This window comes from Clostridium sp. OM02-18AC, assembly GCF_003481825.1.
Lineage (GTDB): Bacteria > Bacillota > Clostridia > Lachnospirales > Lachnospiraceae > Brotaphodocola.
In genome coordinates this window covers 1-22,727 of the sequence record NZ_QULW01000017.1, presented here as the reverse complement: position 1 = coordinate 22,727, position 22,727 = coordinate 1, and the positions used below count along the sequence as shown (strand labels likewise).

Sequence of the window (22,727 nt, the reverse complement as noted above, 5' to 3'; positions counted from 1 at the left end):
GATTACTTCTGGATCTTGAAAGAGCTCTTTAAGGAAACGATACGGTTAAATACCGGCTCGCCCGGTTTGCTGTCCTTGCAGTCTGCGCAGAAGAAGCCATTGCGCACGAACTGGAAGCTGTCGTAAGCCTTTGCCTCTGCAAGAGCCGGCTCCACATAGCAGTTCTTTAAGATGGTAAGGGAATTCGGATTTAAGTTCAGACTTCCATCCTCATTTAACTTGCCCTTCTCTTCATCGACAATGTTCTCGTACAGGCGTACCTCAACCTGCTTTGCAGTCTCAGCTGCAACCCAGTGAATGGTACCCTTTACTTTACGCTCGCAGAAACCGGAACCGCTCTTGGTAGCCGGATCGTAAGTAGCGTGAACCACGGTAACATTGCCATTTTCATCTTTCTCGAAGCCGGTACAGGTTACAAAGTACGCACTCATGAGACGAACCTCATTGCCCGGGAACAGACGGAAGTATTTGCGCGGCGGCTCCTCCATGAAGTCCTCACGTTCAATGTAAAGCTCTCTGCCAAACGGAACCATACGGGAACCAAGTTCCGGATTTTCCAAGTTGTTCGGAACCTCCAGCATCTCGGTCTGTCCCTCCGGATAATTATCGATCACCAGTTTCACCGGATCCAGGATTGCCATCATACGGGACTTCTTCAGTTTTAAGTCCTCGCGGATGCAGTACTCCAACATCGCGTAATCGACAGAGCTGTTTGCCTTGGAAACACCAACCAGGTCTACGAACTTGCGGATAGACTCCGGAGTGTAGCCACGTCTGCGCAGGGCAGCGATGGAAACCAGACGCGGGTCATCCCAACCGTCTACAATGCCATCTTCCACCAGCTTCTTAATATAACGCTTACCGGTAATGACATTGGTCAGATACAGCTTTGCAAACTCAATCTGACGCGGCGGGTTCTCAAACTCGCACTCGCGTACCACCCAGTCGTACAGCGGACGATGGTCCTCAAACTCCAGGGTACAGATGGAATGGGTAACATGCTCAATCGCATCCTCGATCGGATGTGCAAAATCATACATCGGATAAATGCACCATGCATCCCCAGTGTTATGGTGCGTCATACGTGCCACACGGTAAATAACCGGATCTCTCATGTTGATGTTCGGAGATGCCATATCGATCTTCGCACGCAGAACCTTCTCACCGTCCTGGTACTTGCCCTCTTTCATCTCCTCAAAGAGTTTTAAGTTCTCTTCGATGCTGCGGTTGCGGTACGGGCTCTCCTTACCAGGAGTGGTAAAGTCACCGCGGTACTCACGGATCTGGTCTGCAGTCAGGTCGCAGACGAATGCTTTTCCTTTCTTAATTAAAAGAACGGCACACTCATACATCTGCTGGAAATAGTTGGATGCAAAGAACAGTCTGTCCTCGAAATCGGCACCCAGCCACTGTACATCAGCTTTAATGGATTCCACAAACTCGGTTTTCTCCTTGGTCGGGTTTGTATCGTCGAATCGTAAGTTAAACTTGCCGTGATACTTCTGGGCAAGACCATAGTTTAATAAAATGGACTTGGCATGTCCGATATGCAGGTAGCCATTCGGCTCCGGCGGGAAACGGGTCTGGACATGGTCGTAAATGCCATCCGCCAGATCTTTCTCGATCTCCTGCTCAATAAAGTTCTTGGAAACAACTTCTTTCTCTTCCGCTGTCTCTAAAACTTCTTTTTCTTTTTCCATCGTGAAGTCCTCCATACTGTTTGCGGACGGTTTCAGCTACACGCCGCATGATAATAACTTATCATAACACATTTCCTGGAAATGGGAAAGGGGTAAAGCACAAAAAAGGGCTGCCCTGTTTTTCAGGGCAACCCAATTTCTCGTTTCTGTTAAGAAAAATGTTCTTTACTGTTCCTCTTTCTTCTTACCTGCCACTGCAAATACACCAAGCATCAGGCTGGAAAGAAGCAGGAGCAACGCATTAGAAGAAGTCTGACCAGTCTTCGGTAACGCTGCTAACGGAACCTCTTCATCCAACAGGGTAAGCAGTTCATCCTGACTATCTTCCGGGAGTGATGCTAACGGAACCGCTTCATCCACGATCGTAGTTGCACCAGGACCGCCTGGGACAGAAGAACTGTCTCTGCGAGGTCCAGAACTGCTTCCGCCACCGCCACTGCTGCTACCACCGCCGTTGCCCGGGTTCGAAGTCTGCTGTTTCGTATAGTACACATTAAACACCAGATTCTTATCCAGAACACCATTTAGCGGTGCATCCTGCATGCTCATCCAACTGTCATAATTCCATCCATCAATAGAAACACCGGTTACTTCGCCATTCACATCATATGTGAATTTCGGCTCGATGTAGGTCTGCTGCCAGCTGTCGCGCAGTTTGTTAGTAGTACCTTTTTCGTAGTAGTTGATTACGATGGTAAACTGACCAGGAATCGGAGTTGGCGTATTCAGGAAGCTGATATCCGTGGTTTTATCTGTTTTTACTTCTGCATTCATCGGAGCTTCTGCCAGATCATAGCCGTCCGGTGCCTGAATCTCCTGAATGTAGTAGATGCCGATTGGCAGATCCTTCACTTCTGCAACACCATCTACCGTTGTAATGGTTGCTGCCTCCTGCTCAGAAGCGCTCCAGGTCGTTTCTCTAACATAGTACTCTTTCGTCTCACCGTTCATGCGGTAAATGTGGAAAGAAGCCGGTGAAGCAGTGATTGCATTACCAGTATTGCTGTCGGTTTTCTGAATTTTCAGATTGCCGGTAGCACGAACCAGTTTGAAGCCGAAGGCAATATTCGTTGCATAATTTTCAAATGTATTTTTTGTATCATGTAAATCAATCGACATTTTAAATTCCAGATTTTTCTGCTGCACGTTCTTACCTGGAATCATTGAAAATGCTGCAGATACCTTATCTTCAAGACTAGCCTTATTGCCATCAATCGCTGCATAATAATCAGCAATCGGTTTCCCATCTACTTTCAGACATTTCCGATAGAATAAATCGTTATAAAACTGTTTTAACGTTTTATTAGACTCTTCACATGCAGCTACAGAATCATCTGTAATAATGCTCAATGCATCCTCCAGCGAAACATCATCTAACGAGTAAGGGTACTCACTTCCTTTATCTTCAATCAGATTATGGTCTATAAAGTAATCGATGTAATACTGGTGGAGTTCATCAATTCCATTATATCCTTTTTTCTTCAGTACCTGTCCCAATGCAGCATCGTTAAGATCACCATCTTTCCCAACTAACGCAAGCAATGCCCTATCCATAATACGGTTTGGTCCTGATAAAGAACCATCCATCATAGTCTTATATGGATAATTGTCCGGGGTACGGAACGAAAAACTTCTTGTCTGATACTGATAATCATACTCTGACTTATTATTGATAAGTACATTACAGGTAATTTCAGACCCTGGAATATATTTTTCATATGCAGTTGCCTGATGGAAAACTTCATCTGCATCAATAATAACTTCATTTTCTTTATAGCCTTCTGGAATTGTGATAATCAGAGTTCCTGAGCCTTCGCCATGCCCATAAACTTTATTTTCCGAAATAAACTCAATATTAGCGGATGTCGTATTTTCTTCTGTCTTTTCTGGAGGTTCTGGAAGATTGTACTTTGATGCTTCCTTTACATCACGGTACTGTCTTTCCGGTCTTTCTGGTGCCTCATCAAACACTCCGTAAAGACCATATATAATAGTACTATAAGAACCCATAAATGTAGAAAGTACTTTTGAAAATGCCGCGTCACAACGATAGGCAACTTTTACTCCACTCACATCCAAAACTACGCCATTTTCTTCCAAGCTTACTTTCCCATCCGGGAATGCATAATCTACAGAACGTCTATTCGTTACATCATATTGTGCACAAGCATAAATCCGCTTAATTCCCTCCATCCTGGAACCAGATATCGTAATAGTCGGAGTACCCTCTGTAATCTTAGTAACATATTCTCCCGTTTTCTTATTCAAAATGCGGAATGTATAATGACCAAGATTTCTGTATTCTTCTCCTTCCTGCAAAGAAAGATTTTTATTTGCCATTGCCTTTGTCTTAACAAGCGTTTCAAATCGGTCTTTGTACCTAGAACTCGTAATCACATTATCACTCCAAGAACTATATACTTCCAATTCGCACTCATTGGTGGTGAAATAATCCGACGTCACCGTAAAAGTCAGTCCATCTTTCTCCAGGCTGATCTGATTATCTGCAAGTTCCTGCTGCACAGCCCGTCCATACCCATACATAGAGAAGTGGGTTGCTTCAAATGTCAACTCGCCGCTTTCTGCGTCCAGTTCGCCTTTTTTCGTCTCTGCAACATAAGGAGTTCCGTCTTCTGCTTCTTTGACGTGCATGACATCTACTTTTTCTTCTGCTTCTCCAGAAAGTTCATTTTCTTTCTGAAGTGCATTATCAACGAATGTCACTTTTACACTCTCATCCGGCTGGATTTTATTGCCCTCTGCATCTAAAAGGCTGATATCAAACAGGCGAAGTTCTTCATACTGAACGCCTTTCTTCTCTGCCTCTTTTTCCATTGCCGCATATGCTGCTTCATCGGTCACTGCAGTTGCTTCCACTGCTACAATGTTCTTATTCCAGCTTCCGCTGACTGGTTCTACCGTAATCAAAACACCGTCACACTCTGTAGAAACTTCTGATACTTCTTCAGCACCCTGCTCCATGGTAATTTTTACCTTGGTGTCCTCTGCAACATGTTCCAGAACATATTCTGTCTCTGCGGATGCGATTTCAGCATCTTCCAATTCAGAAAGTTCCTCTCCGTTTGCGGTTACTTTTCCAATGACATAACCATTCTTCGGTTCAATGGAAAATACCAAGTCATCGCCTGCTGTTAATGTAGTATCGCCAATTACTTCTGCCGCTGCCTCTGGCATAACCACATAGGTAATGGAAACTTCTTTCTTCACACTGGCTTCTGCAGTTCCTACACCTACGCCACTTTCATTTCCAGAAGCGCCCGTTCCGGCATTACCTGTATTTTCTGTGCTTTCCGGAGTTTCTGCAGGCTTTTCTGCGTCAGATGGTTTTTCTTCCGAATCAGTTTCATTCTCTGTACTTTCAGAAGTTTCATTCTGACCGCCTTTCTGCTCGTCCTTTTCTTCTGAATTCTCTTCGGAATCTGTTTCCTTTTCTTCTGAACCATCGTCCTTAGATTCATCTGAACCTGTCTCGGATTCATCTTTGGAATCATTTTCTGAATCGCTATCAGATTCATCTTTAGAATCTTCTTCGGAACTATTCCCAGTGTTATCTTCTGAATCTTTTTCTTCTGAACTATCGTCTTCTGATTCAGAATTTTCCTCACCGGATTCATTCTCTCCTGCTTCTTCCTCAGAACCAGCATCTTCTGTACTGTTGTCTGTGTCTTCGCTATTTTCTTCCTGTCCCTCATTCTCAGAAGCATTGTCTTCTGCTTCTTCAACAGTATCATTTTCTGTGTCAGAAATTTCTTCTGCGTAACTGGTAAGTACACCTCCTGCAGCAACGTTTCCTGCGGTCATTGTACAGCTGAGAAGAACCGCAAGAGCCCTTTTGGTTAAGTTGGTTTTTCTCATAATATCCCTCCTAGCATATAGCATTTCCTCTTTATGACTTGATTATAGCAGATGGGGTATCTCGCATAGTGTCTCGCGTCTTCTGTTTTTTTGACTTTTTATTCCTGAGCAATCAAAAATTCCAAACAGCCAGATAAGACGCTCTCATAAAAGGGTGAATAATTTGGTGAATAATTTTTTTACTTTTTTCAAAAATATTGTTGACAAACTGAAATGTCCATGCTATATTATACGAGGTTCGCTGCTGTGGCTCAGTCGGTAGAGCGTCGCATTGGTAGTGCGGAGGTCACGGGTCCGATTCCCGTCAGCAGCTTTAAAAACGGAATTTCATATTGGAGTTCCGTTTTTCTGTATATCCAAATATTTCACGACATGGCTTTTTCTATAAGGAGCGTATATGTGCGAACTCATCCCATTAAAACTCGCGGATGGAACCAGTATCAATGTGTCTGAATACAAAATCAGCAAACTAAAACGTTATCTTGAAATTTTCCCGTTAATCAAAAGCGTAGATAAGGTTATTTTATTTGGTTCTGCTTTAGAAAGCAGATGTCGTGAGGATTCCGACATTGATTTTCTTTTCTTTTATAATGATCGAAAGCAATTTCATCATGATATGTCTTATGTATTACCCAATTATTTCCCAGAATCCTGCTACGATGATAAACTGCGTTTTCCAACCGGTTCTACATCTATGTCAGGAGCTTTCGCTGATGCACAAACGAAAGGAGTCGTGATTTATAAGACGCCTATGAAGCCCTAACACGCTTTATCAACCTACTATTAGATACTTGCGCGAAAGAGCTCCTAGACAAGATCAAAGATTTATTACCTGAAGATTACGATAAAAATGTGCCCGCAGATATTCTTCTGCTCAATCACTTTCATCTTCTGAAAGAAAATCTCTGAATATCATGTTCATTACGATTCTATAATCCCATCCATCGTAAGAATTTCCATATCCGATTTTCCCTTTAATTTAATACTGGTTCCGAGAGACGTCACTTTAATGCGTCCTTCCAACTGGTCTGCTACCTCACGGGAAATAAAGATGGTCCGCGCCGGAGCATTTGCTTCCAGTCTTGCAGAGGTGTTGACCGTGTCACCGATGAATTTGTCCAGCGTTCCGCCATTGCGCATGATGCAGTCCGCAATCAGGGTCAGGTACTGGTTTAAGATTTCCACGACCTCCGATGGGGATAACTTTTCTGACATGGTTGTAAATCCGCGGATATCCACAAACAGCACTACAATGTTTACGACCCGTCCGCCGACCATAAGCGCTTCCGGATTGCCGTTGTCCAGGATTTCCTGCACGATCTGCAGTGCTACATATTTTTTAAAGGTACTGGTCACCCGGTGTTTTTCAAGAGCCGCCGTGATGTAGTTGATTGCAATTCCTGCAACATAGACAACGGTAGCCGCGAGTGGGATCCAGATCAATCGAAGCACCATGCCATGCTCATAAGCAAGTTTCGCAATCAATCTCCAGCCGCCACTTATGACGAGCCAGCCGATGGTTGCCGGAAGCATCTTCTGTTTCCAGATCCAGAGTCCAAACACGCCTGTAACCAGAAAAACTGCCAGATACTGCCAGATGTCCGATGCTTCTTTTTTGTAATTGCCCATAAGCAGCGCTTCCACTGCATTTGCCTGATACTCCACTCCATACATTGGCTCTGCATGATCGATGGCTGTGGAATAGCTGTCCTGAAGTCCTGCTGCATAGGTCCGATCAGCACAATGCGGTCTGCAAAATATTTTGGCGGTACGTCGCCGGAAAGGATGTCTGCCACGGAAATGGACTCGCTGTAATCCCCCGGAAGTCCGGCAAATGGCAGATACCAGAATGCATGTGCATCTACCGGCGGTTTGCTTACGTAGCGCTGCACCATTTCCATATCCTGCACCGTTTCCGCCCGCGCCAGTTCCACCTCCGCCGCCATTCCGGATCCGGTCACAAAGCGGCTGGTTCTTTTTCAGTTCTACTGCCACAAAGCCTTCGATCTCGTCTTCCCCATACTGCCGGACGATGATATCACATTTGTCGCCTTCTTTATTTCTGTCATAAACCCAGAATTCCGCATGCTGTCCGCCGCGCAGGGTGATGGTCTTTCTCTGTCCGCTGGCCGGGTCGGTGACATAAGCGGTGACTTCGCCTTCCAGCATATACAGGATGCTGTGGTACTGGTCGACCACTTTCACCCAGCCAGAGGTACCTCGAATACCGACTACCATAGAGGAAGTGCGGATATTGAGCACTTCATCCTCATTTCCTCCCATGTACGAAGAAAACTCATAACCATCCGGTTTCCAGACAGCTACAAGTTTTCTATTTTTGCAGGTTTCGTTCTGTATCCCTGCTTCTTTATTTATCTTACCATATACTACCAAAAGCTTCCAGTTATACGTTATTTTTTAAATAACGCAAACCTCGCCATTTCTGCATAATTTCTGCCATTTTCGCTATTTTTTGCTATTTGCCCTCTTTTTCACTGTTTTTCTGCTCTGCCTGCACTTTTTCCCAGCTTTTGCTCTCGATGAACAGACGGGTCAGTTCCGGATCGAGCTTGCCTTCCTTGTTTGCCATGGCATCGAGGATGTTCAATGCTTTTTCGATCGGCATGCCTGGTTTATACGGACGGTCATCTGCCACCAGGGCATCGAAAATATCCAGAATGGTGATGATGCGCACCTCCATCGGGATCTGCTCTGCAGTCAGATGTTTCGGATAACCGCTTCCATTTAACAGTTCATGATGGCTTGCTGCCCATTCCCGAACATGGGACAGTTCTTTTGAAAAACGAATCTCGGAAAGCAGTTTGTCCGTAATGACAACGTGGCTTTCCATCACCTCTCGCTCTGCCTCTGATAAGGTTCCTTTGCGGATCATAAGCATCTGGAATTCTTCCTCTTCCAGCCATGGATGCGTACTGCCGTCTTCTTCCGTATAGGTTTTCTCATGGATCTGGCAGACTGCATCCCGCAGATCATCCGGGCAGAACCCGGCTGTATTGGCGCGGAGAATGGTTTCCTGTACATTCTTTAACTCTTTCACACGGTTTTGCATGGTTTCTTCGGAAATCATGCCTTTCAGCTGTGCGATCTGGGTCAGAAGACGGATTTTTTCAAAACGATGTAAAATCGCGGTCTTTTGCTCTGGCAGGAATCTTGCATCTTTGTTCATGACCTCCAGCGGAATGACCAGTTTTCCGATATCGTGCAGCCAGATACTCATAAGCAGTTCATGCTTGTGGTCGGCATTGAACAGGATATCTTTTCCCGCTTCGTTTGCTTTCTCGTTCAGATAATCGATGAAATGTGTGCCGTATTCCACCATGTGCCGGGTGTGACTGGCATTGTACGGGGTTCTTTCGTCGACTGCGGAAGACATCACGCGTACAAAGGACTCGAACAGGTTTTTAATCTCTTCAATATAAAGAACATTCTGGATCGTAATCGCTGCCTGGGAAGCAATCGATTCGACCATCGGGATCATTTCCGGAGAGAAGGCACAGATTCTATGGGAAGCAATCGTCTCCACGACCGGCACAAGTTCCGGGGAAAAGGTGCCAATGCTGCCGTCATCGTTTAACGCATTGATCAGCTGGATGACACCAAGGCGGTCTCCCTGGCGGTTGTGCATCGGCACCACCAGCATCGACTGGGTATGATACCCTGTCATGGCATCGTAGCGGATTGGTCCGGAGAAGTCATATTCCTTGCAGGTCCGCACATTTTCAATACAGATCGTGCGGTTTTCGAGATAACACATGGAACATACATTTTCATGGCTCATCTTGACCGGCGGAAGGTTCGGCTCTTTGCCATCTCCGCCCTCGTAGGTCTTCAGGGTATTGTTGCGCATGATCTTAAAGCGCAGCAGATCGCCATCCGCCAGATAAAGCGTTCCGGCATCGCAGTGCGTCAGCTCCATGATGCGGTTTAAGATCATCTCCAGAAGCCGGTTGTAATCTTTTTCGGAGGAAAGGGCTGTGCCGATCTCCAGAATGCTTTGTATTTCTTTTTGCGTCATTTGTATTTTTTCTCCCTGTTTTCTCCCACGTTATTTGCTTTTTTCCAGGCATACGCCAATCCCAGATTTCTGCATTCATGATGCACTATGGATTAGAGCTCCACCGTCATTTTCTCCCGGGCAAATATGCAATTCGGATCCTGTGTCATGGACAGTTTCTCCTGTTCCTGCAGGAATGCATCCTGATAAGTGCGCTCATAATGCGTCAGAAGTGCCTGTTTTGCACCGCTCATTTGCCGGAGTTTCCGGCTGCGTTCTATGGAACCGTGCCCCCAGCCATGCCGGATTGCAAGTTCTGCTTCCGTATAGCAGGAATCGCAGATCAAAAGACTGCAATTTCTGGCAAATTCTGCCAGGCGCGGCAGCATGGTGTCGGTCAGTTCACAGTCAAGCCCATACACGACGCTGGCAGCTTCTTTTTCTACGACTTCATCGAGCCGGTAAAGAATGCTGTTTCCGGGATGCAGTCCTCTCATGGTCTTCACCTGGATTCCTTTTCCAAGTATAAATGTGTCGCCCTCTGTAATTTCATGAAACAGCACATGGGCAGGAATCTGATCCAGACTCACCGGCCAGTACGGCGGCGAAAAAATACTGCACAGCAGTTCTTTCAGACTTTTGTTTTCGGACCGTTCTCCATAAATATGAAACTCCATCTGCGGATCAAACAACATAGAACAGGCGTAAAGCCCCAAAAGATGATCCATATGGGGATGGCTCAACAGAAGATCCAGCCGTTTTCTTCCCGATCCCATCTGCCCTTTCATGCTCCGGTCAAACTGTCCCAGACCGGTTCCTGCATCCAGAATGACCGTCTGTTCTTTTGTATGAACTGTTATGCATGAGGTGTTGCCCCCATACTCCTGGTATTCCGGTCCTGTTTCCGGTCCGGAACCGCGTACGCCCCATATCCGTAGCTGCATCATGCCATTGTTCTCCAATCTGCCAGGCTCATGCGATACGACCTGTTATTCACTGCCATTTTCCGCAGTATCTCTTTCATTATAAGCCATGTGTTTGCGGAATGGAATCCGGAAGCTCATAAAATTTTCAGCAAAATATTTCCGACTTCGCCGATCCATACAGAAAGCCATGCACCGCCCAGTCCAACACTTCATAACCTAAAGTAAAAAACAATGAGGCGCATTATGGCTGAAAACGATACACATTACAACGGCACTCCGGATATGAATGAGAATGATGCAGTGACTCTGCTTCCGACTCCGGAAGAAGGTGGTGCAACCTATCCCGGAAACGAGGAAAACACACCGGTAATTCCATTTCCAAACCCGGAAGAAGGCGGTGCAGCTTATCCTGGAAATGATGCAAATACCCCCGTTGTTCCGCTCCCTGGATTTGAAGAGGGCGGACCGGTTTATCCGGGAAATAACACTACCGGAAATATTGGCGGCAGCTGGAACTGGGGAAATGGAAACTGGGGTAGCGGTTTCTTCCCGCTGACTCCAAGTACTCCGAATATTTCTCCGCGCTACTACGGGCAGGTACGTTTCTTAAATGCCTCGACCAACAGCTTTGCTGTGAATATCAGCATCGACGGCACTGCCTATGCCATCAATTCCAGATTCGGCACCATTTCCAATTATGACTGGATTTCCGATGGCTTCCATACCGTGACCGTGCGCCGTGCATCGGGCATGCGTTCCGTGCTGCTGCAGCAGAATTTCCCATTTACCGCAGGCGAAAAAGTTACTATGATCCTGACCGATTCAGCCTCCGGCGGACTGGAACTGGTCCAGGTTTCCGATACCGGCTGCAGCACCCGTGCCTACAACACCGGCTGCTACCGTTTTGCGAACATGACCTTTGCCGGTTCGCGCTACGACCTGCTGCTCTACGGCGGAGAAACGGTCTTCCGCAATGTGGCATTCCAGACGGTAACTCCTTATAAACAGGCCATGGCAGGCACCTACCAGTTCTATGTCACTAACTCCAACAGCTACTCTTTCCTGCGGGAAATCCCGATCATTGTCATTGGCGTGAAGGGATCCGGCGCGATTGCAGGAACCAGCGCCCCGCAGCCACTTCTTTCCGCACAGATTGAGATTGCTTCCGGGCAGAATTACACGTCTTATCTGATCGGGAATACCTGGTCGGATATGGGGCTGCGGCTTCTGACTGTGGAAGACTGACTAAATTCCTTGTAAAAAGTGTGACAGTGCTGCATTTTTTCGCTGCAAAAAGTGTGATAGCATTACACTTTTTCATGGCAAAAAATACAGCACACGATTCGTTTGATCAAACAACTGAAAAAAGGGCGCTCTCAGATTTCTCCGAGAACGCCCTCTCTGTTCCACCTTCATAATGAATTCCTAATTTCGATTCTATTTTACAGTCTCGCCAGCTTCTTCTCCATCAATTCCCCATTACTGCTGTAAATGATCGCATTTTCCTTGCTGATCTTTCCTTCCCTAAACAGCTTGATGATGCTGTTATCCATGGTGATCATGCCTTCTTCCTGGGAAGTGGCGATGATATTGTCAATCTGGTGGATCTTGGATTCGCGGATCAGGTTCCGGATCGCATTGTTGAAGAACATGACTTCAAATGCCGGAACGACACCTCCGTCTACTCCCGGGATCAGCTGCTGGGATACTACTGCCTGCATGACCATGGAGAGCTGTGCCCGCACCTGTTCCTGCTGTGCCGGCGGGAAACTGTCAATGATTCGGTCTATGGTGTTGGCCGCGCCGACTGTGTGCAGGGTAGAAATGACCAGATGACCGGTCTCTGCCGCAGTCAGTGCTGTCTTGATCGTTTCTTCATCGCGCATCTCACCAACCAGAATAACATCCGGTGCCTGACGGAGTGCTGCGCGAAGACCCGTCACGTAGCTTTCGGTATCCAGACCGATCTCTCGCTGGGTAACAACACTCTGATTATGCCGGTGCAGGTACTCGATCGGATCCTCAAGCGTGATCACATGCACGTTGCGTGTCTTATTGATCTGGTCAATGATACAGGCCAGCGTGGTACTCTTACCGCTTCCCGCAGGTCCCGTTACCAGAACAAAGCCCTTCGTCATACGGGAAATATCGATCACCACCTGAGGGATGTTCAGATTTCGAAAATCCGGCAGGTCAAATGTGATTACACGGATGATTGCAGCCAGAGAACCTCTCTGACGGAACACGTTTACACGGAAACGGGAAACGCCCGGAAGTGCCATGGCAAAGTCATCGTCACCATGCTCCATGACATGGTCCATACTGCGGTTGTTTGCAAGTGCGTAAATTTCCCGCACCATCTCTTCGATTTCTTTCGGAAAAATCTTTTCGTCACTCTGATACATGATCTTTCCGCCCACCTTCCAGGAAAGCGGCATGCCTGGGATCAGGAATATATCTGCCGCACCCTGTTCTACTGCATTGCGCAGTACATCTTCTGTAAACATAGGCACTCCCTCCTGCATTAATTGCCACTCCATACCGGAATGGACTGATCGATCTCATAGTCTTCCTGGTGATATACCTTCCAGGAAAGCACCTGATACGTTTTCTGTTCCCAGTCCAACGCCAGTTCTACCCGGAGCGCCTGACCTGCATTCATGGCCACATCGGTACAATAGGTGCCGGAAGCACTCTGCAGATATGGCATAAGACTGTCCTTGTCGCCCTTTAAGAGCGCCTGGTCTGCCAGCTGTAAAAATGCCTCTCCCGCCGCATCCGCGCGGTAGTATTCCTGCACGGAATCCGCACTTCTTTGAGAAAGCGCATCTTCCCGCTTTGCGTTGCCGAGCGACAGGACACTGAATGTCACCAGGCAAAGTACGATAAAGATCAGGATCAGGCTGGAGCTTCCGATATTTGCTTTTCTTCTGAGTTCCTGTTTTGCCATCTAATCTTGCCTCCGGATATATTTTTCCGCATCCAGCGTAAACAGTTCTTCGCCACGCTCTCCGTTTTCCCGGATCACAATCTGAAAGCTGTGCATTCCGTTTTCCTGATCTGTCTCTGTCAGGTTTCCGGTGTATGCTGCAGCGGACGGATCTGTTGTCTCTTCCCAGTCTGCATTCCAGTACACCAAGTCGGAATCTGCCTGTGTTTCCAGTCCGGCAGATTGTTTTTCTGCCTGCTGCGTTTCTCCAGAAACCGTTTGTGTTTTTCCGGACGGAAGCCCCTTCTGCAGATTGCCTGTTCCGTCCTCGCCAGACAACTTCCACACCTCAGCCACAGACTGCGCTGCACTGACTGCGTGGTCTCGTTCCCATGCCAGACGGCTCATCCGGTCTGATTTTGCAAATGCAAGAATGCAGGTAGATGCGCAGAGCATAAAGAAAAATACGACTACCATCATTTCCATCAGGAAAATGCCGGAGCCGGAACCACCTCGTTTATTCGTCACTCCGTCACCGCCCTTCCGCTGCGCAAAGATAACGTCAGACTGCCTCCGCCTGTTCCCATGGTTTTTACATGAAGCAACGCGCCATCCTGCTCTAATTCCAGACCGTCGCATTCCAGAATTTCCAGACCGTCTGCAAGCCCGAGTCCACTGTCTTCATAGGTAAATAACTCGCGGATGCTGCCCTCAAAATAGTAGATCCAGGTGACGTAGTCCCCGCCTTCGATGCTTTCCCGGATTTCCAGAACCTGCTGTCCGTCAATCGTTTTTACATCTACACAACCTTCCGTATCGCCCTGTCGTACCTTGTTCGCCACGTACTGGAGCGCGACACTTCCGGTATAAGTCTGGTCCATACGCCTGCTGATATTTTCATACACCTTGCTTCCTGCAAGTACCGTAAACAGGGCACACATGATGAAGACAAGGAACAGGAGCATGGTAAAGAGGACACTCATGGTCTGTCCGTCGTTGCGGTTATGGCTGCCAGTCATTGTCTTCACCTCCTTCTACAGGGATCACGGTGATGTCTGGCATGATATTGGAAGCGAAACCGCTGTAGAACACGTTGTAGCGTTCCCGGTCGATCTGGATTCCATAGTTTTCCTCCAGATACTCGACACTTGGCGGATAGCGCCCTTCAATCGCATAGCACTGGACCGATGCCTGACGGATCGCCTTGATAAGTGTATCGGAGCCTTCCGATTTTGCCTTTCCCAGAAAAGAGAATACGCCATTCATAAACAGCGCCATGATCACGCCAAATACTGCGACCGACACGATACAGCCAGCAACAAAGCGTTTGTCCCATTTCTTTTTCATGTTCATTCCTCCGTCCGTATCAGCCTACTCCGGCCAGAATTCCAGCCAGCGGAAGCATGACGGAAAGAAGGATCAGACCAACCGCAATCGCCAACACTGCAACCAGGGTCGGCTCCAGTCTTGCCACCATCGCATCGATGGAAGCATCTGCCTGCTGTTCGTAATCATCGGAAATGTTCTGCATGACTTCGTCCATCTTACCGCTGCGCACACCTACTTTGATGAGCTGGATGTGGAAGCTGCTGAACAGTCCGGACTCTTTCATGGCTTCATAGTAATTCTCGCCCTCCTGCAGTTTTTCGCTGCAGACATCAATCTTCTCCGCCACTTTGCTGTTGTCTACCAGCTCTCTGGCGAGTGCCATGCCTTTTTCCAGTTCCATACCGCTGCGGATTGTCAGTGCCAGAACTGCAGTAAACCGGCGTCCGGCTGCCGCGCGGGCAGTCTTACTGTTTCGTTTTAACCGCTCCATGAGTTTATGTGCGATTGTCAGTTTTTTTCCCGCGCCCGCCGCAATGGCTGCAACTGCAACAGCAACTGCCAGAAGTACAAATACCACCAGTGCAGCGCCGCTTAAGATACCGCCCAGTCTGGATGCTGCCTGGGAAAGCGGAGACATCTGCACGCCAAGCTGCGTATAGACCTGCTCAAAAACCGGCATAACCCGAGTGAACAGAACAAACAAAACAATCAACAGCATGCCGACCATCATCACCGGATAGGTGATGGCATTGCGGATGTTTTTCATCATGTAATATTCTTTTTCATAGTAGTCTGCCAGAGACTCCATCATCTGGTCCAGTGTACCGCTCTGCTGACCCAGCTTTGCCATACGCACCACATAGGGCGGAAATGCGCCCGTGCGTTCCAGAGATTCGAAGAACGGGTCACCCAGCTCCACATCCTCACCCATGGTGTGGAGAAGCTTCTTTTCCTCTTCGGTCGGGGCATCATCTGCCATGAGATACAGTCCCTCGTCCAACGGAACTGCCGCCTTTAACAGGATAGACACCTGAAGGCAGAATGCCGACAGTTCCCGTCCGGTGTAAACTTTCTCTGCCATAGTTCTCTCCCTTTATCCCTTAGTAAGTATACTTTGCCTGATAGTTGGAACCATTTCCGATATACTGCTTGATCGAGTCACTCTGTCCGCCTGAGGAAGCGAAGGTCGGATCCATCAGCGACCAGTTGTGTCCGTCAAAGTAGATGAAGTTGTCTACCCAGCCGACATTGTCGATGTAAACATTAACCCACGCATGATACAGGCCGCCGCTGTAGCCAATGACCAGCTTGGTCGGGATGTCCTGGGAACGGAGCATAGCCGTCATCAGGGCTGCGTAATCAAAGCAGATGCCTTTGTGCTCTGCAAGAACCTGGTCCACATTCGGCAGGTAACCGCTCTGCACGGATGCTGCCCTTGCCGTATCGTATGTAATGTTGTTGATCACGTAATTGTATACATTGGTAACAACACCGATCTCGTCTGCCGCAGATGCTGCCAGCTCCGCACCTTTGTTTACTGCTGCACTTCCGTTCCAGAAGTTTACATACTGGTTCGGGGTCAGGAATGGGGCAAACTCATCGCTCAAGCTGACCGATACATTCTGGCTCATAACCTGTGCGTACTGATTGCCACTGACATTCTCGAAAATCTTGATGCTGTAGGTTCCGCTTCCCTCGGTAAACGGGAATACCTCGTAGGCATCACGCGCGTTTAAGTCGTACGTATAAGTGGTTGACTTTGCAATCTGGATCTTGATGCGGCTCTGTCTGCCGGTATACTTGATCATGACATAGCCCTTGGATGTATTGGATGCATCGATGGTGGCACGACCATTTCCATAGGTCACACTGCCGCTTGCCACCGGGGTACGCACATCGCTGCCTGCCGGTTTCTGGTAGAGCGGAACAGCTTCGTCCTCGATGACAGCCAGAGTCTCTGCTGCTCCAGCGTCTGCCAGCCCCAGAGATTCCTGAGAATCTTCTGCAGTCTCCGTCACTGCTGCAGTTGCTTTACCTGCCCCTGCGGTTTCGGTCTTCTGTTCGTTTTCCACAGACTCTTTCCCATTTTCCGCAGATGCTGCGACGTTCGCAGAAGCCGCCGTTTCTGCCGGAACGCTGCTGCCCGCGCACCCGTACAGCATAACTGCCGTCATCACAGCTGCTGCACTGACACAGATATTTCTTTTTTTCATACGTTAACACCTCTTTTGCGAAAACGCCCCTGGATCCCAGGAGTGCCTTGCTGCTAAACAATTTCATACATCCGGTAACTGCCTGGCAAATCTGCTCTTTTTAGTTCAGCCGCTGTCTCACGATCTCGTAAGCCAGTACGCCCGCTGCCACGGAAGCATTCAGGGAGTCGATGTCGCCCTTCATCGGGATGGATGCGATCATATCGCACTTCTCACGGATAAGTTTGCCGACTCCGTTTCCTTCATTTCCGATCACCAGACCGATCGGTCCTTTTAAATTCAGACGATACATGACTTCACCGCCCATATCCGCGCAGACAAACCATAAGCCACGTTTTTTCAGGTCTTCGATCGTCTGCGCCAGGTTGGTAACCTTTGCCACCGGTGTGTAGTTTAATGCGCCTGCGGAGGTTTTTGCTACCGTTGCAGTAAGACCTGCCGCACGGTGCTTCGGAATGATAACCCCGTGTGCACCTGCCAGGTTTGCCGTACGGATGATCGCACCAAGGTTGTGCGGATCCTCAATTCCATCCAGGAGGAAGATAAACGGCGGCTCGCCCTTTTCTTCTGCTGCCTTTAAGATGTCTTCCACCTCTGCGTACTCGTAAGCCGCAGCGTAAGCGATGACACCCTGGTGCTTTCCAGTCTCAGACATCTGGTCCAGGCGCTCTCTCGGTACGAAATTGATGATGGTATCGCCCTTTCTTGCCTCTCTTACGATGGTCTGGACCGGTCCGTCCTTACAGCCATCCTGCACGAACAGCTTATCGATCGTTTTTCCGGAGCGGAATGCCTCTAACACGGCATTGCGTCCTTCAATGGTTAATTCTTCGTATCTCATGAAAGTTCTCCAATCTTTTCCAGTCCGTCCCGGATCAGTTCCAGGAGACGGTCGTGACGTGCCTGCAGGTACAGATACCCGACAAGTGCCTCAAAGCCGGTTGCCATGCGGTAATCGATCATGGTGGCGTGCTTGGCCGTGGTAGCTGACTTGGCATTGCGCCCGCGCTTATAAACTGCCAGCTCTTCCTCGGTTAAGTCCTCCTGAATGGCTTTGATGATATTCGCCTGTGTCTCTGCCTTTACCAGACTGGCACTCTTTTTATGCATCTTGTTGACCTGCATGCTGCCGTGGTTGATGACCTTCGTGCGGATGAGCAGCTCGTAAACGGCATCTCCGATATAGGCCAGCACCAGCGGCGAGTAGGTCCGCGGATCTACCGTTTCCAGCTTTAACGCTTTTGCGATAGCTTCCTCGATCTTTATGCTCTCTTCCATTTTACACCCTCTCTGGTATCTTCCAGGATAATGCCCATATCCAGAAGCTGCTGGCGGATCTCATCGGCACGGGCAAAGTTTTTCTCTTTTCTTGCCTGCTGTCTTGCCGCGATCAGCTCCTCGATCTCGCTGTCCAGAACCTCTGCCTTGCGCTCGGTAATGATACCAAGAACATCGCTCAGTTTGCTGATGGTTTCCTTAAGCAGATCTACATAGGCTTTGCTGCTTTCTTCGTTTGCGGTGCTGTTTGCCAGCTTCACTAGCTCGAAGATTGCAGAAACCGCATCTGCGGTGTTGAAATCGTCGTCCATAGCTGCCTCGAATTTCGCGATCAGCTCATCTACAGTCTTCTGGTTCTCCTGCTCTGCCTCAGTCAGTGCATCGCCGGATACCTTGCCCTGCAGCTCTTTTAACTTCTCAACGGAGGTGATGATACGCTCCAGTCCGTTCTTGGAAGCCTCCATGAGCTCCGCACTGAAGTTGATCGGGCTGCGGTAGTGGGCGCTCAGCATAAAGAAGCGCAGAACCTGAAGGTCATACTTTTCACCGATCTCGCGAACGGTAAAGAAATTTCCAAGAGACTTGGACATCTTCTTGTTGTCGATGTTTAAGAAGCCGTTGTGCATCCAGTAATTTGCAAAGGTCTTGTCGTTTGCTGCCTCAGACTGCGCAATCTCGTTCTCGTGGTGCGGGAAGATCAGGTCCTCGCCGCCTGCATGGATATCGATCTGCTCGCCCAGATACTTTTTGGACATCACAGAGCACTCAATGTGCCAGCCCGGACGGCCCTGGCACCACGGAGACTCCCAGTATGGCTCGCCTTCTTTTTTCGGCTTCCAGAGAACGAAATCGGACGGATCTTCCTTGTTCTCTTCGCCGGTCACCTTCAGTTCACGGAAACCGGACTGCATCTCGTCTAAGTTCTTGTGGGAAAGCTTACCGTAATCCTTAAAAGATTTGGTACGGAAATATACGGTACCGTCTGCTGCCACATAAGCATGTCCCTTGTCGATCAGGGTCTGGATCATCTCCAGCATACCTGCGATCTCCTGGGTTGCCTGCGGATGAGTCGTTGCCGGTTTTACATTCATGTCCGCCATGTCTTTCTTGCACTCTGCGATGTAGCGTTTGGAAATGGTCTCTGCATCGACACCTTCCTCGATGGCTTTCTTGATGATCTTGTCGTCTACATCGGTGAAGTTGGAAACGTAGTTCACCTCATAACCCTTGTACTCGAAATAACGGCGTACGGTATCGAAAATGATCATCGGACGTGCGTTTCCGATATGGATAAAGTTATATACGGTCGGTCCGCATACGTACATTTTTACCTTGCCAGGCTCCAATGGCACAAACTCTTCTTTTCTTCTGCTCAGTGTATTAAAAATTTTCATAATCGTTTTCTCCTTGTCTTCTCCCATATCGGGCTGTTTTCTTTTCCGCAGCAGTTTCTGCCGTCCTGTCCACATATGCGTGTCCGGCAGTTCCCTGCCAATGCTGCAATTTCAGAGTCTGCTTTTATTCTGCTTCTGTACTCTTGCTGCAACACCCCGGACAGCCGCCGCAGCCGCCGCTGTAGGCGTCATCGCGGTATACCATACGGTCATCTGCCGCAAAATCACGCATATGGGAAAGCAGGGTGATCGCCTGGGAGGAGATTCCCTCGCTGCTTCCGGTAAAGCCAAGCCCCTCTTCGGTCGTTGCCTTTACGCTCACCTGATTTACTTCCAGATGCAGCGCCTCTGCAATGTTTTTTGCCATCTGCGAACGGTAAGCTGCAAGCTTTGGCCGCTGCGCAATGATGGTTGCATCGATGTTTTCGATGATATACCCCTCTTTTTCCAACAGTGCACCTACCTCTTTTAACAGGGCAATGCTGGAGATTCCCTTATATTTCGGATCGGTATCCGGAAAATGCTGGCCAATATCTCCCAGTGCGGCAGCTCCCAAAAGAGCGTCCATGACTGCATGAACCAGCACATCTGCGTCGGAATGTCCGAGAAGACCTTTTTCATAAGGAACCGTAACGCCTCCCAGGATCAGATCCCGACCCTCTACCAGCTTGTGGACGTCGTATCCTTGTCCAATTCGCATATTTGTATCTCCTTTATTTCTTTCATTTCCAGTTACAGGATCATGCGGAGCTTCTGTTTTACGCAGCGCACCCGCAACTCATTTTGGCAGTAACAGTTTTCCCCGTCTGCGTGAACCGGCATCGGCTGTTCCACATGAATGACCGCTTCCTTACAGCGATAGAAATGAACACCGCGCCGCCGTCCCAGATGTCCACGGTAGGCGTCTAAAAGAACCGGGAGCAGTCTCAGTTTGGATGCTGTATGCGCAACACAAAGTTCCAGTTCTCCATCGTCAAAGACTGCCTTGGGCGCAAATAAGAAGCCACCGCCTTCACTGCCATGATTATGCACAGACACAAAATAAATATGGTTAAATTCAACCCGTCTGGCTCCGTCCAGGATCAGATAGCCCCTGGATGCCTTTGCCGTCAGCAGTTGTTTCAGACCAGCCAGAATATAGCGTCCTCTTCCGGGGATCTGCCTAAGTTCTCCGGGCTTTGACCGGTCTAACAGCCGGTGACAGACTGCTGCATCAAAGCCAATTCCGCTGCTGACCATAAAACGCCGGTAAACCGGCTCCTCATCTTCATAGGAAAGGATGCCATAATCCACCCTGCAGATTTCTTCTGGATTTAAAATCCGTTTCAGGCACTTTCCCGGATTTCTGGAGTTATTCAGGCCACGGGCCAGATCATTGCCGGAACCGGTCGGAATATACCCCACCGTAAGGAAATCCCCGATAGACAAACCGTTTAACACTTCGTTTACCGTTCCATCTCCGCCCACTGCCACAATGGTAATCTCCTCCTGCATGTCTGCAGTCAGCTGCGCGGCAATGCGTCTGGCATCGCCCGGACTTTCAGTCTGATAAGCCTCATAGCTGATACCGGATTTCCGGATCTGACGTTCCAGTTTTTTCCATATTTTTTCTCCACGACCGCCATGCGCGTTCGGGTTTACGATAAAATAGTACATGGGCACCTCCCGCATCTGTAACTGCAAAGCAGTTACCCACACATTATTACCTATCAGTATATCATAAAACTGCAAAATCTCCTAAGAATTTTTGTATAAAAATAGGTTCAATTCTGACAATCCTCAAAAATTTTCTCAAAAGCAGCCAGTGAATAGGAAAAAAAATATCTCAAAACAGATTTCCGTGTATCCAATATAATTTTGATTTTGATATCAAAAAGAGCCAGACCACAAAGACCTGACTCTTCCAAATTTTGTTTTAACCATGTTCCATTCCGGCAGCCTCTGCCGTATGAACGTCAGCCAGTTACCTTCTGTCTTGCTGTTCTGCGGCTTTCCACGTAAACACTTCCGTATACAAACAGATACATCACGTATGCTAAAACCATGGCTCCCGTCACATCGGCTACGGAATGCTGCTTTAAAAATACGGTAGACAAACAGATCGCCACCATGATCACGAACGAGCTCCGGCGTACCCACTTCCGGTTTTTCAGGCGTTCACTGTTCATGACACTGATGTGCACACCCAGGGAATTGTATACATGAATGCTTGGGAATACATTCGCCGGAGTATCGCTGTCATGAATCTTCTGCACAAGGTAACAGAAAATGCTCTTGTTCGGATCCACTTCTACCCGGAGGTCAGTTCCATTCGGATATACCGTGCAGATCAGCATGCTGATCGTCATGCCTATAAATAAGAAAGCACATAACCGGTAATAGTCCTGCTTATCCGTAAAAAAGAAATACAGTACCGCCCCGGATACGTAGAAAAACCAGATGATATAAGGGATGATAAAGTATTCGCAAAACGGAATCATATCGTCCAGTGCCACATGCATGATCTTGTAATTGTCCGTGATCACGCTTTCCAGCCAGAAGAAATACGGCAGGTAGAAAAGGATGTAACCACACACCCAGATGTGTCCATATTTTTTTAACAGGTTCTTCACTTGACTTTTCCTTTCCAAAGAATTCTCTCGACTTTTTCGGATTATATCACACCGGTTTTCAGGTTACAAGGGATTTTATAAAAAATTTAAAATCAAAAAAATACGAAAAAAGAAGTTCTGGAAAACCAGAACTTCTAGGAAGTAGCGGAAGGGAGATTTGAACTCTCGACACCACGGGTATGAACCGTGTGCTCTAGCCAACTGAGCTATTCCGCCATATTCGGTTTTGGTATGGGGCCTATAGGGCTCGAACCTATGACCCTCTGCTTGTAAGGCAGATGCTCTCCCAGCTGAGCTAAGACCCCATATCGCTGTCACTAAGCGTTTCGCTTGCGACTCAGATAGTTTACCTTGTTTTGGCAAATATGTCAAGCGTTATTTTTATTTTTCACAATATCCTAAAATGAAAATTTAAATTCCACTTCTCCAAAGGGCGGTGGAGTTTACTCTTGCAC

At 48.0% G+C, this 22,727-nt stretch carries 20 protein-coding genes and 3 tRNA genes; 3 read left to right on the top strand and 20 right to left on the bottom strand.

Translation table 11 applies throughout. From position 1 onward, the window contains the following. Positions 1–2 precede the first annotated feature (2 nt). On the bottom strand, positions 3–1,700 hold the full coding sequence (locus DXB18_RS12075; RefSeq protein WP_118708067.1) for a glutamine--tRNA ligase/YqeY domain fusion protein: 1,698 nt from the start codon (positions 1,698–1,700) through the stop codon (positions 3–5). A gap of 165 nt (positions 1,701–1,865) precedes the next feature. Beyond that, positions 1,866–5,576, bottom strand: coding sequence for a doubled motif LPXTG anchor domain-containing protein (locus DXB18_RS12070; RefSeq protein WP_182430564.1), 3,711 nt, complete (start codon positions 5,574–5,576; stop codon positions 1,866–1,868). 240 nt (positions 5,577–5,816) lie between these two features. Between DXB18_RS12070 and DXB18_RS12065 the strand changes: the two genes are divergently transcribed. After that, a tRNA-Thr gene (locus DXB18_RS12065) sits at positions 5,817–5,889 on the top strand. 84 nt (positions 5,890–5,973) lie between these two features. Then, entirely contained in the window at positions 5,974–6,339 is a 366-nt protein-coding gene (locus tag DXB18_RS12060; RefSeq protein ID WP_118708063.1) for a nucleotidyltransferase domain-containing protein, read from the top strand. Between the two features lie 158 nt (positions 6,340–6,497). On the opposite strand, the gene DXB18_RS16570 is transcribed toward DXB18_RS12060, so the two are convergent. From DXB18_RS16570 to DXB18_RS12035, 3 genes are all read right to left on the bottom strand, one after another. Beyond that, entirely contained in the window at positions 6,498–7,859 is a 1,362-nt protein-coding gene (locus tag DXB18_RS16570; protein ID WP_243103408.1) for an adenylate/guanylate cyclase domain-containing protein, read from the bottom strand. 193 nt (positions 7,860–8,052) lie between these two features. Next, positions 8,053–9,612: an HD domain-containing phosphohydrolase gene (locus DXB18_RS12040; protein WP_118708055.1), complete on the bottom strand. Its 1,560-nt coding sequence runs from the start codon at positions 9,610–9,612 to the stop codon at positions 8,053–8,055. A 92-nt stretch (positions 9,613–9,704) separates the two neighbouring features. Next, positions 9,705–10,538, bottom strand: coding sequence for an MBL fold metallo-hydrolase (locus DXB18_RS12035; RefSeq protein ID WP_118708053.1), 834 nt, complete (start codon positions 10,536–10,538; stop codon positions 9,705–9,707). Between the two features lie 222 nt (positions 10,539–10,760). On the opposite strand from DXB18_RS12035, the gene DXB18_RS12030 reads away from it, so the two are divergent. Next, positions 10,761–11,762 (top strand): DUF4397 domain-containing protein, encoded by a 1,002-nt coding sequence (locus DXB18_RS12030; protein WP_182430563.1) that lies wholly within the window; start codon positions 10,761–10,763, stop codon positions 11,760–11,762. A gap of 197 nt (positions 11,763–11,959) precedes the next feature. Here the strand turns inward: DXB18_RS12030 and DXB18_RS12025 are convergent, their stop codons facing one another. The 15 genes from DXB18_RS12025 to DXB18_RS11955 form a co-directional block, all read right to left on the bottom strand. Continuing rightward, positions 11,960–13,024, bottom strand: coding sequence for a PilT/PilU family type 4a pilus ATPase (locus DXB18_RS12025; RefSeq protein ID WP_118708051.1), 1,065 nt, complete (start codon positions 13,022–13,024; stop codon positions 11,960–11,962). Positions 13,025–13,041: 17 nt separating this feature from the next. Beyond that, entirely contained in the window at positions 13,042–13,467 is a 426-nt protein-coding gene (locus tag DXB18_RS12020; protein ID WP_118708049.1) for a short-chain dehydrogenase, read from the bottom strand. Then, a complete protein-coding gene (locus tag DXB18_RS12015; protein ID WP_118708047.1) occupies positions 13,468–13,974 on the bottom strand; it encodes a hypothetical protein in 507 nt (168 codons plus the stop codon). Next, the gene (locus tag DXB18_RS12010; protein WP_118543728.1) at positions 13,971–14,465 is read right to left on the bottom strand and encodes a DUF4860 domain-containing protein; all 495 of its coding nucleotides are present in this window, start codon (positions 14,463–14,465) and stop codon (positions 13,971–13,973) included. The genes DXB18_RS12015 and DXB18_RS12010 overlap by 4 nt, the downstream gene beginning before the upstream one ends. Further along, positions 14,449–14,793, bottom strand: coding sequence for a hypothetical protein (locus DXB18_RS12005; RefSeq protein WP_347560888.1), 345 nt, complete (start codon positions 14,791–14,793; stop codon positions 14,449–14,451). Before DXB18_RS12005 ends, DXB18_RS12010 begins: the two co-directional genes overlap by 17 nt. Positions 14,794–14,812: 19 nt before the next feature. Then, positions 14,813–15,856, bottom strand: coding sequence for a type II secretion system F family protein (locus tag DXB18_RS12000; protein WP_118708043.1), 1,044 nt, complete (start codon positions 15,854–15,856; stop codon positions 14,813–14,815). Between the two features lie 19 nt (positions 15,857–15,875). Beyond that, positions 15,876–16,988, bottom strand: a complete 1,113-nt coding sequence (locus DXB18_RS11995) for a transglutaminase-like domain-containing protein (protein ID WP_243103401.1) — start codon at positions 16,986–16,988, stop codon at positions 15,876–15,878. Positions 16,989–17,088: 100 nt separating this feature from the next. After that, a complete protein-coding gene (gene rlmB / locus DXB18_RS11990; RefSeq protein ID WP_118543731.1) occupies positions 17,089–17,829 on the bottom strand; it encodes a 23S rRNA (guanosine(2251)-2'-O)-methyltransferase RlmB in 741 nt (246 codons plus the stop codon). Then, positions 17,826–18,266, bottom strand: a complete 441-nt coding sequence (locus tag DXB18_RS11985) for a ribonuclease III domain-containing protein (RefSeq protein WP_118708041.1) — start codon at positions 18,264–18,266, stop codon at positions 17,826–17,828. The genes rlmB and DXB18_RS11985 overlap by 4 nt, the downstream gene beginning before the upstream one ends. Then, on the bottom strand, positions 18,251–19,660 hold the full coding sequence (gene cysS, locus DXB18_RS11980; RefSeq protein WP_118543770.1) for a cysteine--tRNA ligase: 1,410 nt from the start codon (positions 19,658–19,660) through the stop codon (positions 18,251–18,253). Before cysS ends, DXB18_RS11985 begins: the two co-directional genes overlap by 16 nt. A 124-nt stretch (positions 19,661–19,784) precedes the next feature. Next, positions 19,785–20,360 (bottom strand): 2-C-methyl-D-erythritol 2,4-cyclodiphosphate synthase, encoded by a 576-nt coding sequence (ispF, locus tag DXB18_RS11975; protein ID WP_118708039.1) that lies wholly within the window; start codon positions 20,358–20,360, stop codon positions 19,785–19,787. Positions 20,361–20,392: 32 nt separating this feature from the next. Beyond that, on the bottom strand, positions 20,393–21,316 hold the full coding sequence (locus DXB18_RS11970) for a diacylglycerol kinase family protein (RefSeq protein WP_118543734.1): 924 nt from the start codon (positions 21,314–21,316) through the stop codon (positions 20,393–20,395). A gap of 299 nt (positions 21,317–21,615) precedes the next feature. Further along, complete coding sequence (locus DXB18_RS11965; RefSeq protein WP_118708037.1) at positions 21,616–22,272, bottom strand: phosphatase PAP2 family protein; 657 nt, start codon at positions 22,270–22,272, stop codon at positions 21,616–21,618. Positions 22,273–22,414: 142 nt separating this feature from the next. Next, positions 22,415–22,488, bottom strand: a tRNA-Met gene (locus DXB18_RS11960). Between the two features lie 16 nt (positions 22,489–22,504). Next, positions 22,505–22,577: transfer RNA gene (locus DXB18_RS11955), tRNA-Val, on the bottom strand. Positions 22,578–22,727: the final 150 nt, after the last annotated feature.

Coding starts and splice junctions, on each gene's coding strand:
- DXB18_RS12060 (WP_118708063.1), top strand. CDS start 5,974: ATGTGCGAACTCATCCCATTAAAACTCGCGGATGGAACCAGTATCAAT.
- DXB18_RS16570 (WP_243103408.1), bottom strand. CDS start 7,859: ATGGGAGGAAATGAGGATGAAGTGCTCAATATCCGCACTTCCTCTATG.
- DXB18_RS12010 (WP_118543728.1), bottom strand. CDS start 14,465: ATGACTGGCAGCCATAACCGCAACGACGGACAGACCATGAGTGTCCTC.
- DXB18_RS12070 (WP_182430564.1), bottom strand. CDS start 5,576: ATGAGAAAAACCAACTTAACCAAAAGGGCTCTTGCGGTTCTTCTCAGC.
- DXB18_RS11995 (WP_243103401.1), bottom strand. CDS start 16,988: ATGAAAAAAAGAAATATCTGTGTCAGTGCAGCAGCTGTGATGACGGCA.
- DXB18_RS12005 (WP_347560888.1), bottom strand. CDS start 14,793: ATGAAAAAGAAATGGGACAAACGCTTTGTTGCTGGCTGTATCGTGTCG.
- DXB18_RS12075 (WP_118708067.1), bottom strand. CDS start 1,700: ATGGAAAAAGAAAAAGAAGTTTTAGAGACAGCGGAAGAGAAAGAAGTT.
- DXB18_RS11970 (WP_118543734.1), bottom strand. CDS start 21,316: ATGTACTATTTTATCGTAAACCCGAACGCGCATGGCGGTCGTGGAGAA.
- DXB18_RS12040 (WP_118708055.1), bottom strand. CDS start 9,612: ATGACGCAAAAAGAAATACAAAGCATTCTGGAGATCGGCACAGCCCTT.
- DXB18_RS12030 (WP_182430563.1), top strand. CDS start 10,761: ATGGCTGAAAACGATACACATTACAACGGCACTCCGGATATGAATGAG.
- rlmB (WP_118543731.1), bottom strand. CDS start 17,829: ATGAGATACGAAGAATTAACCATTGAAGGACGCAATGCCGTGTTAGAG.
- cysS (WP_118543770.1), bottom strand. CDS start 19,660: ATGAAAATTTTTAATACACTGAGCAGAAGAAAAGAAGAGTTTGTGCCA.
- DXB18_RS12025 (WP_118708051.1), bottom strand. CDS start 13,024: ATGTTTACAGAAGATGTACTGCGCAATGCAGTAGAACAGGGTGCGGCA.
- DXB18_RS12000 (WP_118708043.1), bottom strand. CDS start 15,856: ATGGCAGAGAAAGTTTACACCGGACGGGAACTGTCGGCATTCTGCCTT.
- DXB18_RS12020 (WP_118708049.1), bottom strand. CDS start 13,467: ATGGCAAAACAGGAACTCAGAAGAAAAGCAAATATCGGAAGCTCCAGC.
- ispF (WP_118708039.1), bottom strand. CDS start 20,360: ATGCGAATTGGACAAGGATACGACGTCCACAAGCTGGTAGAGGGTCGG.
- DXB18_RS11985 (WP_118708041.1), bottom strand. CDS start 18,266: ATGGAAGAGAGCATAAAGATCGAGGAAGCTATCGCAAAAGCGTTAAAG.
- DXB18_RS12035 (WP_118708053.1), bottom strand. CDS start 10,538: ATGATGCAGCTACGGATATGGGGCGTACGCGGTTCCGGACCGGAAACA.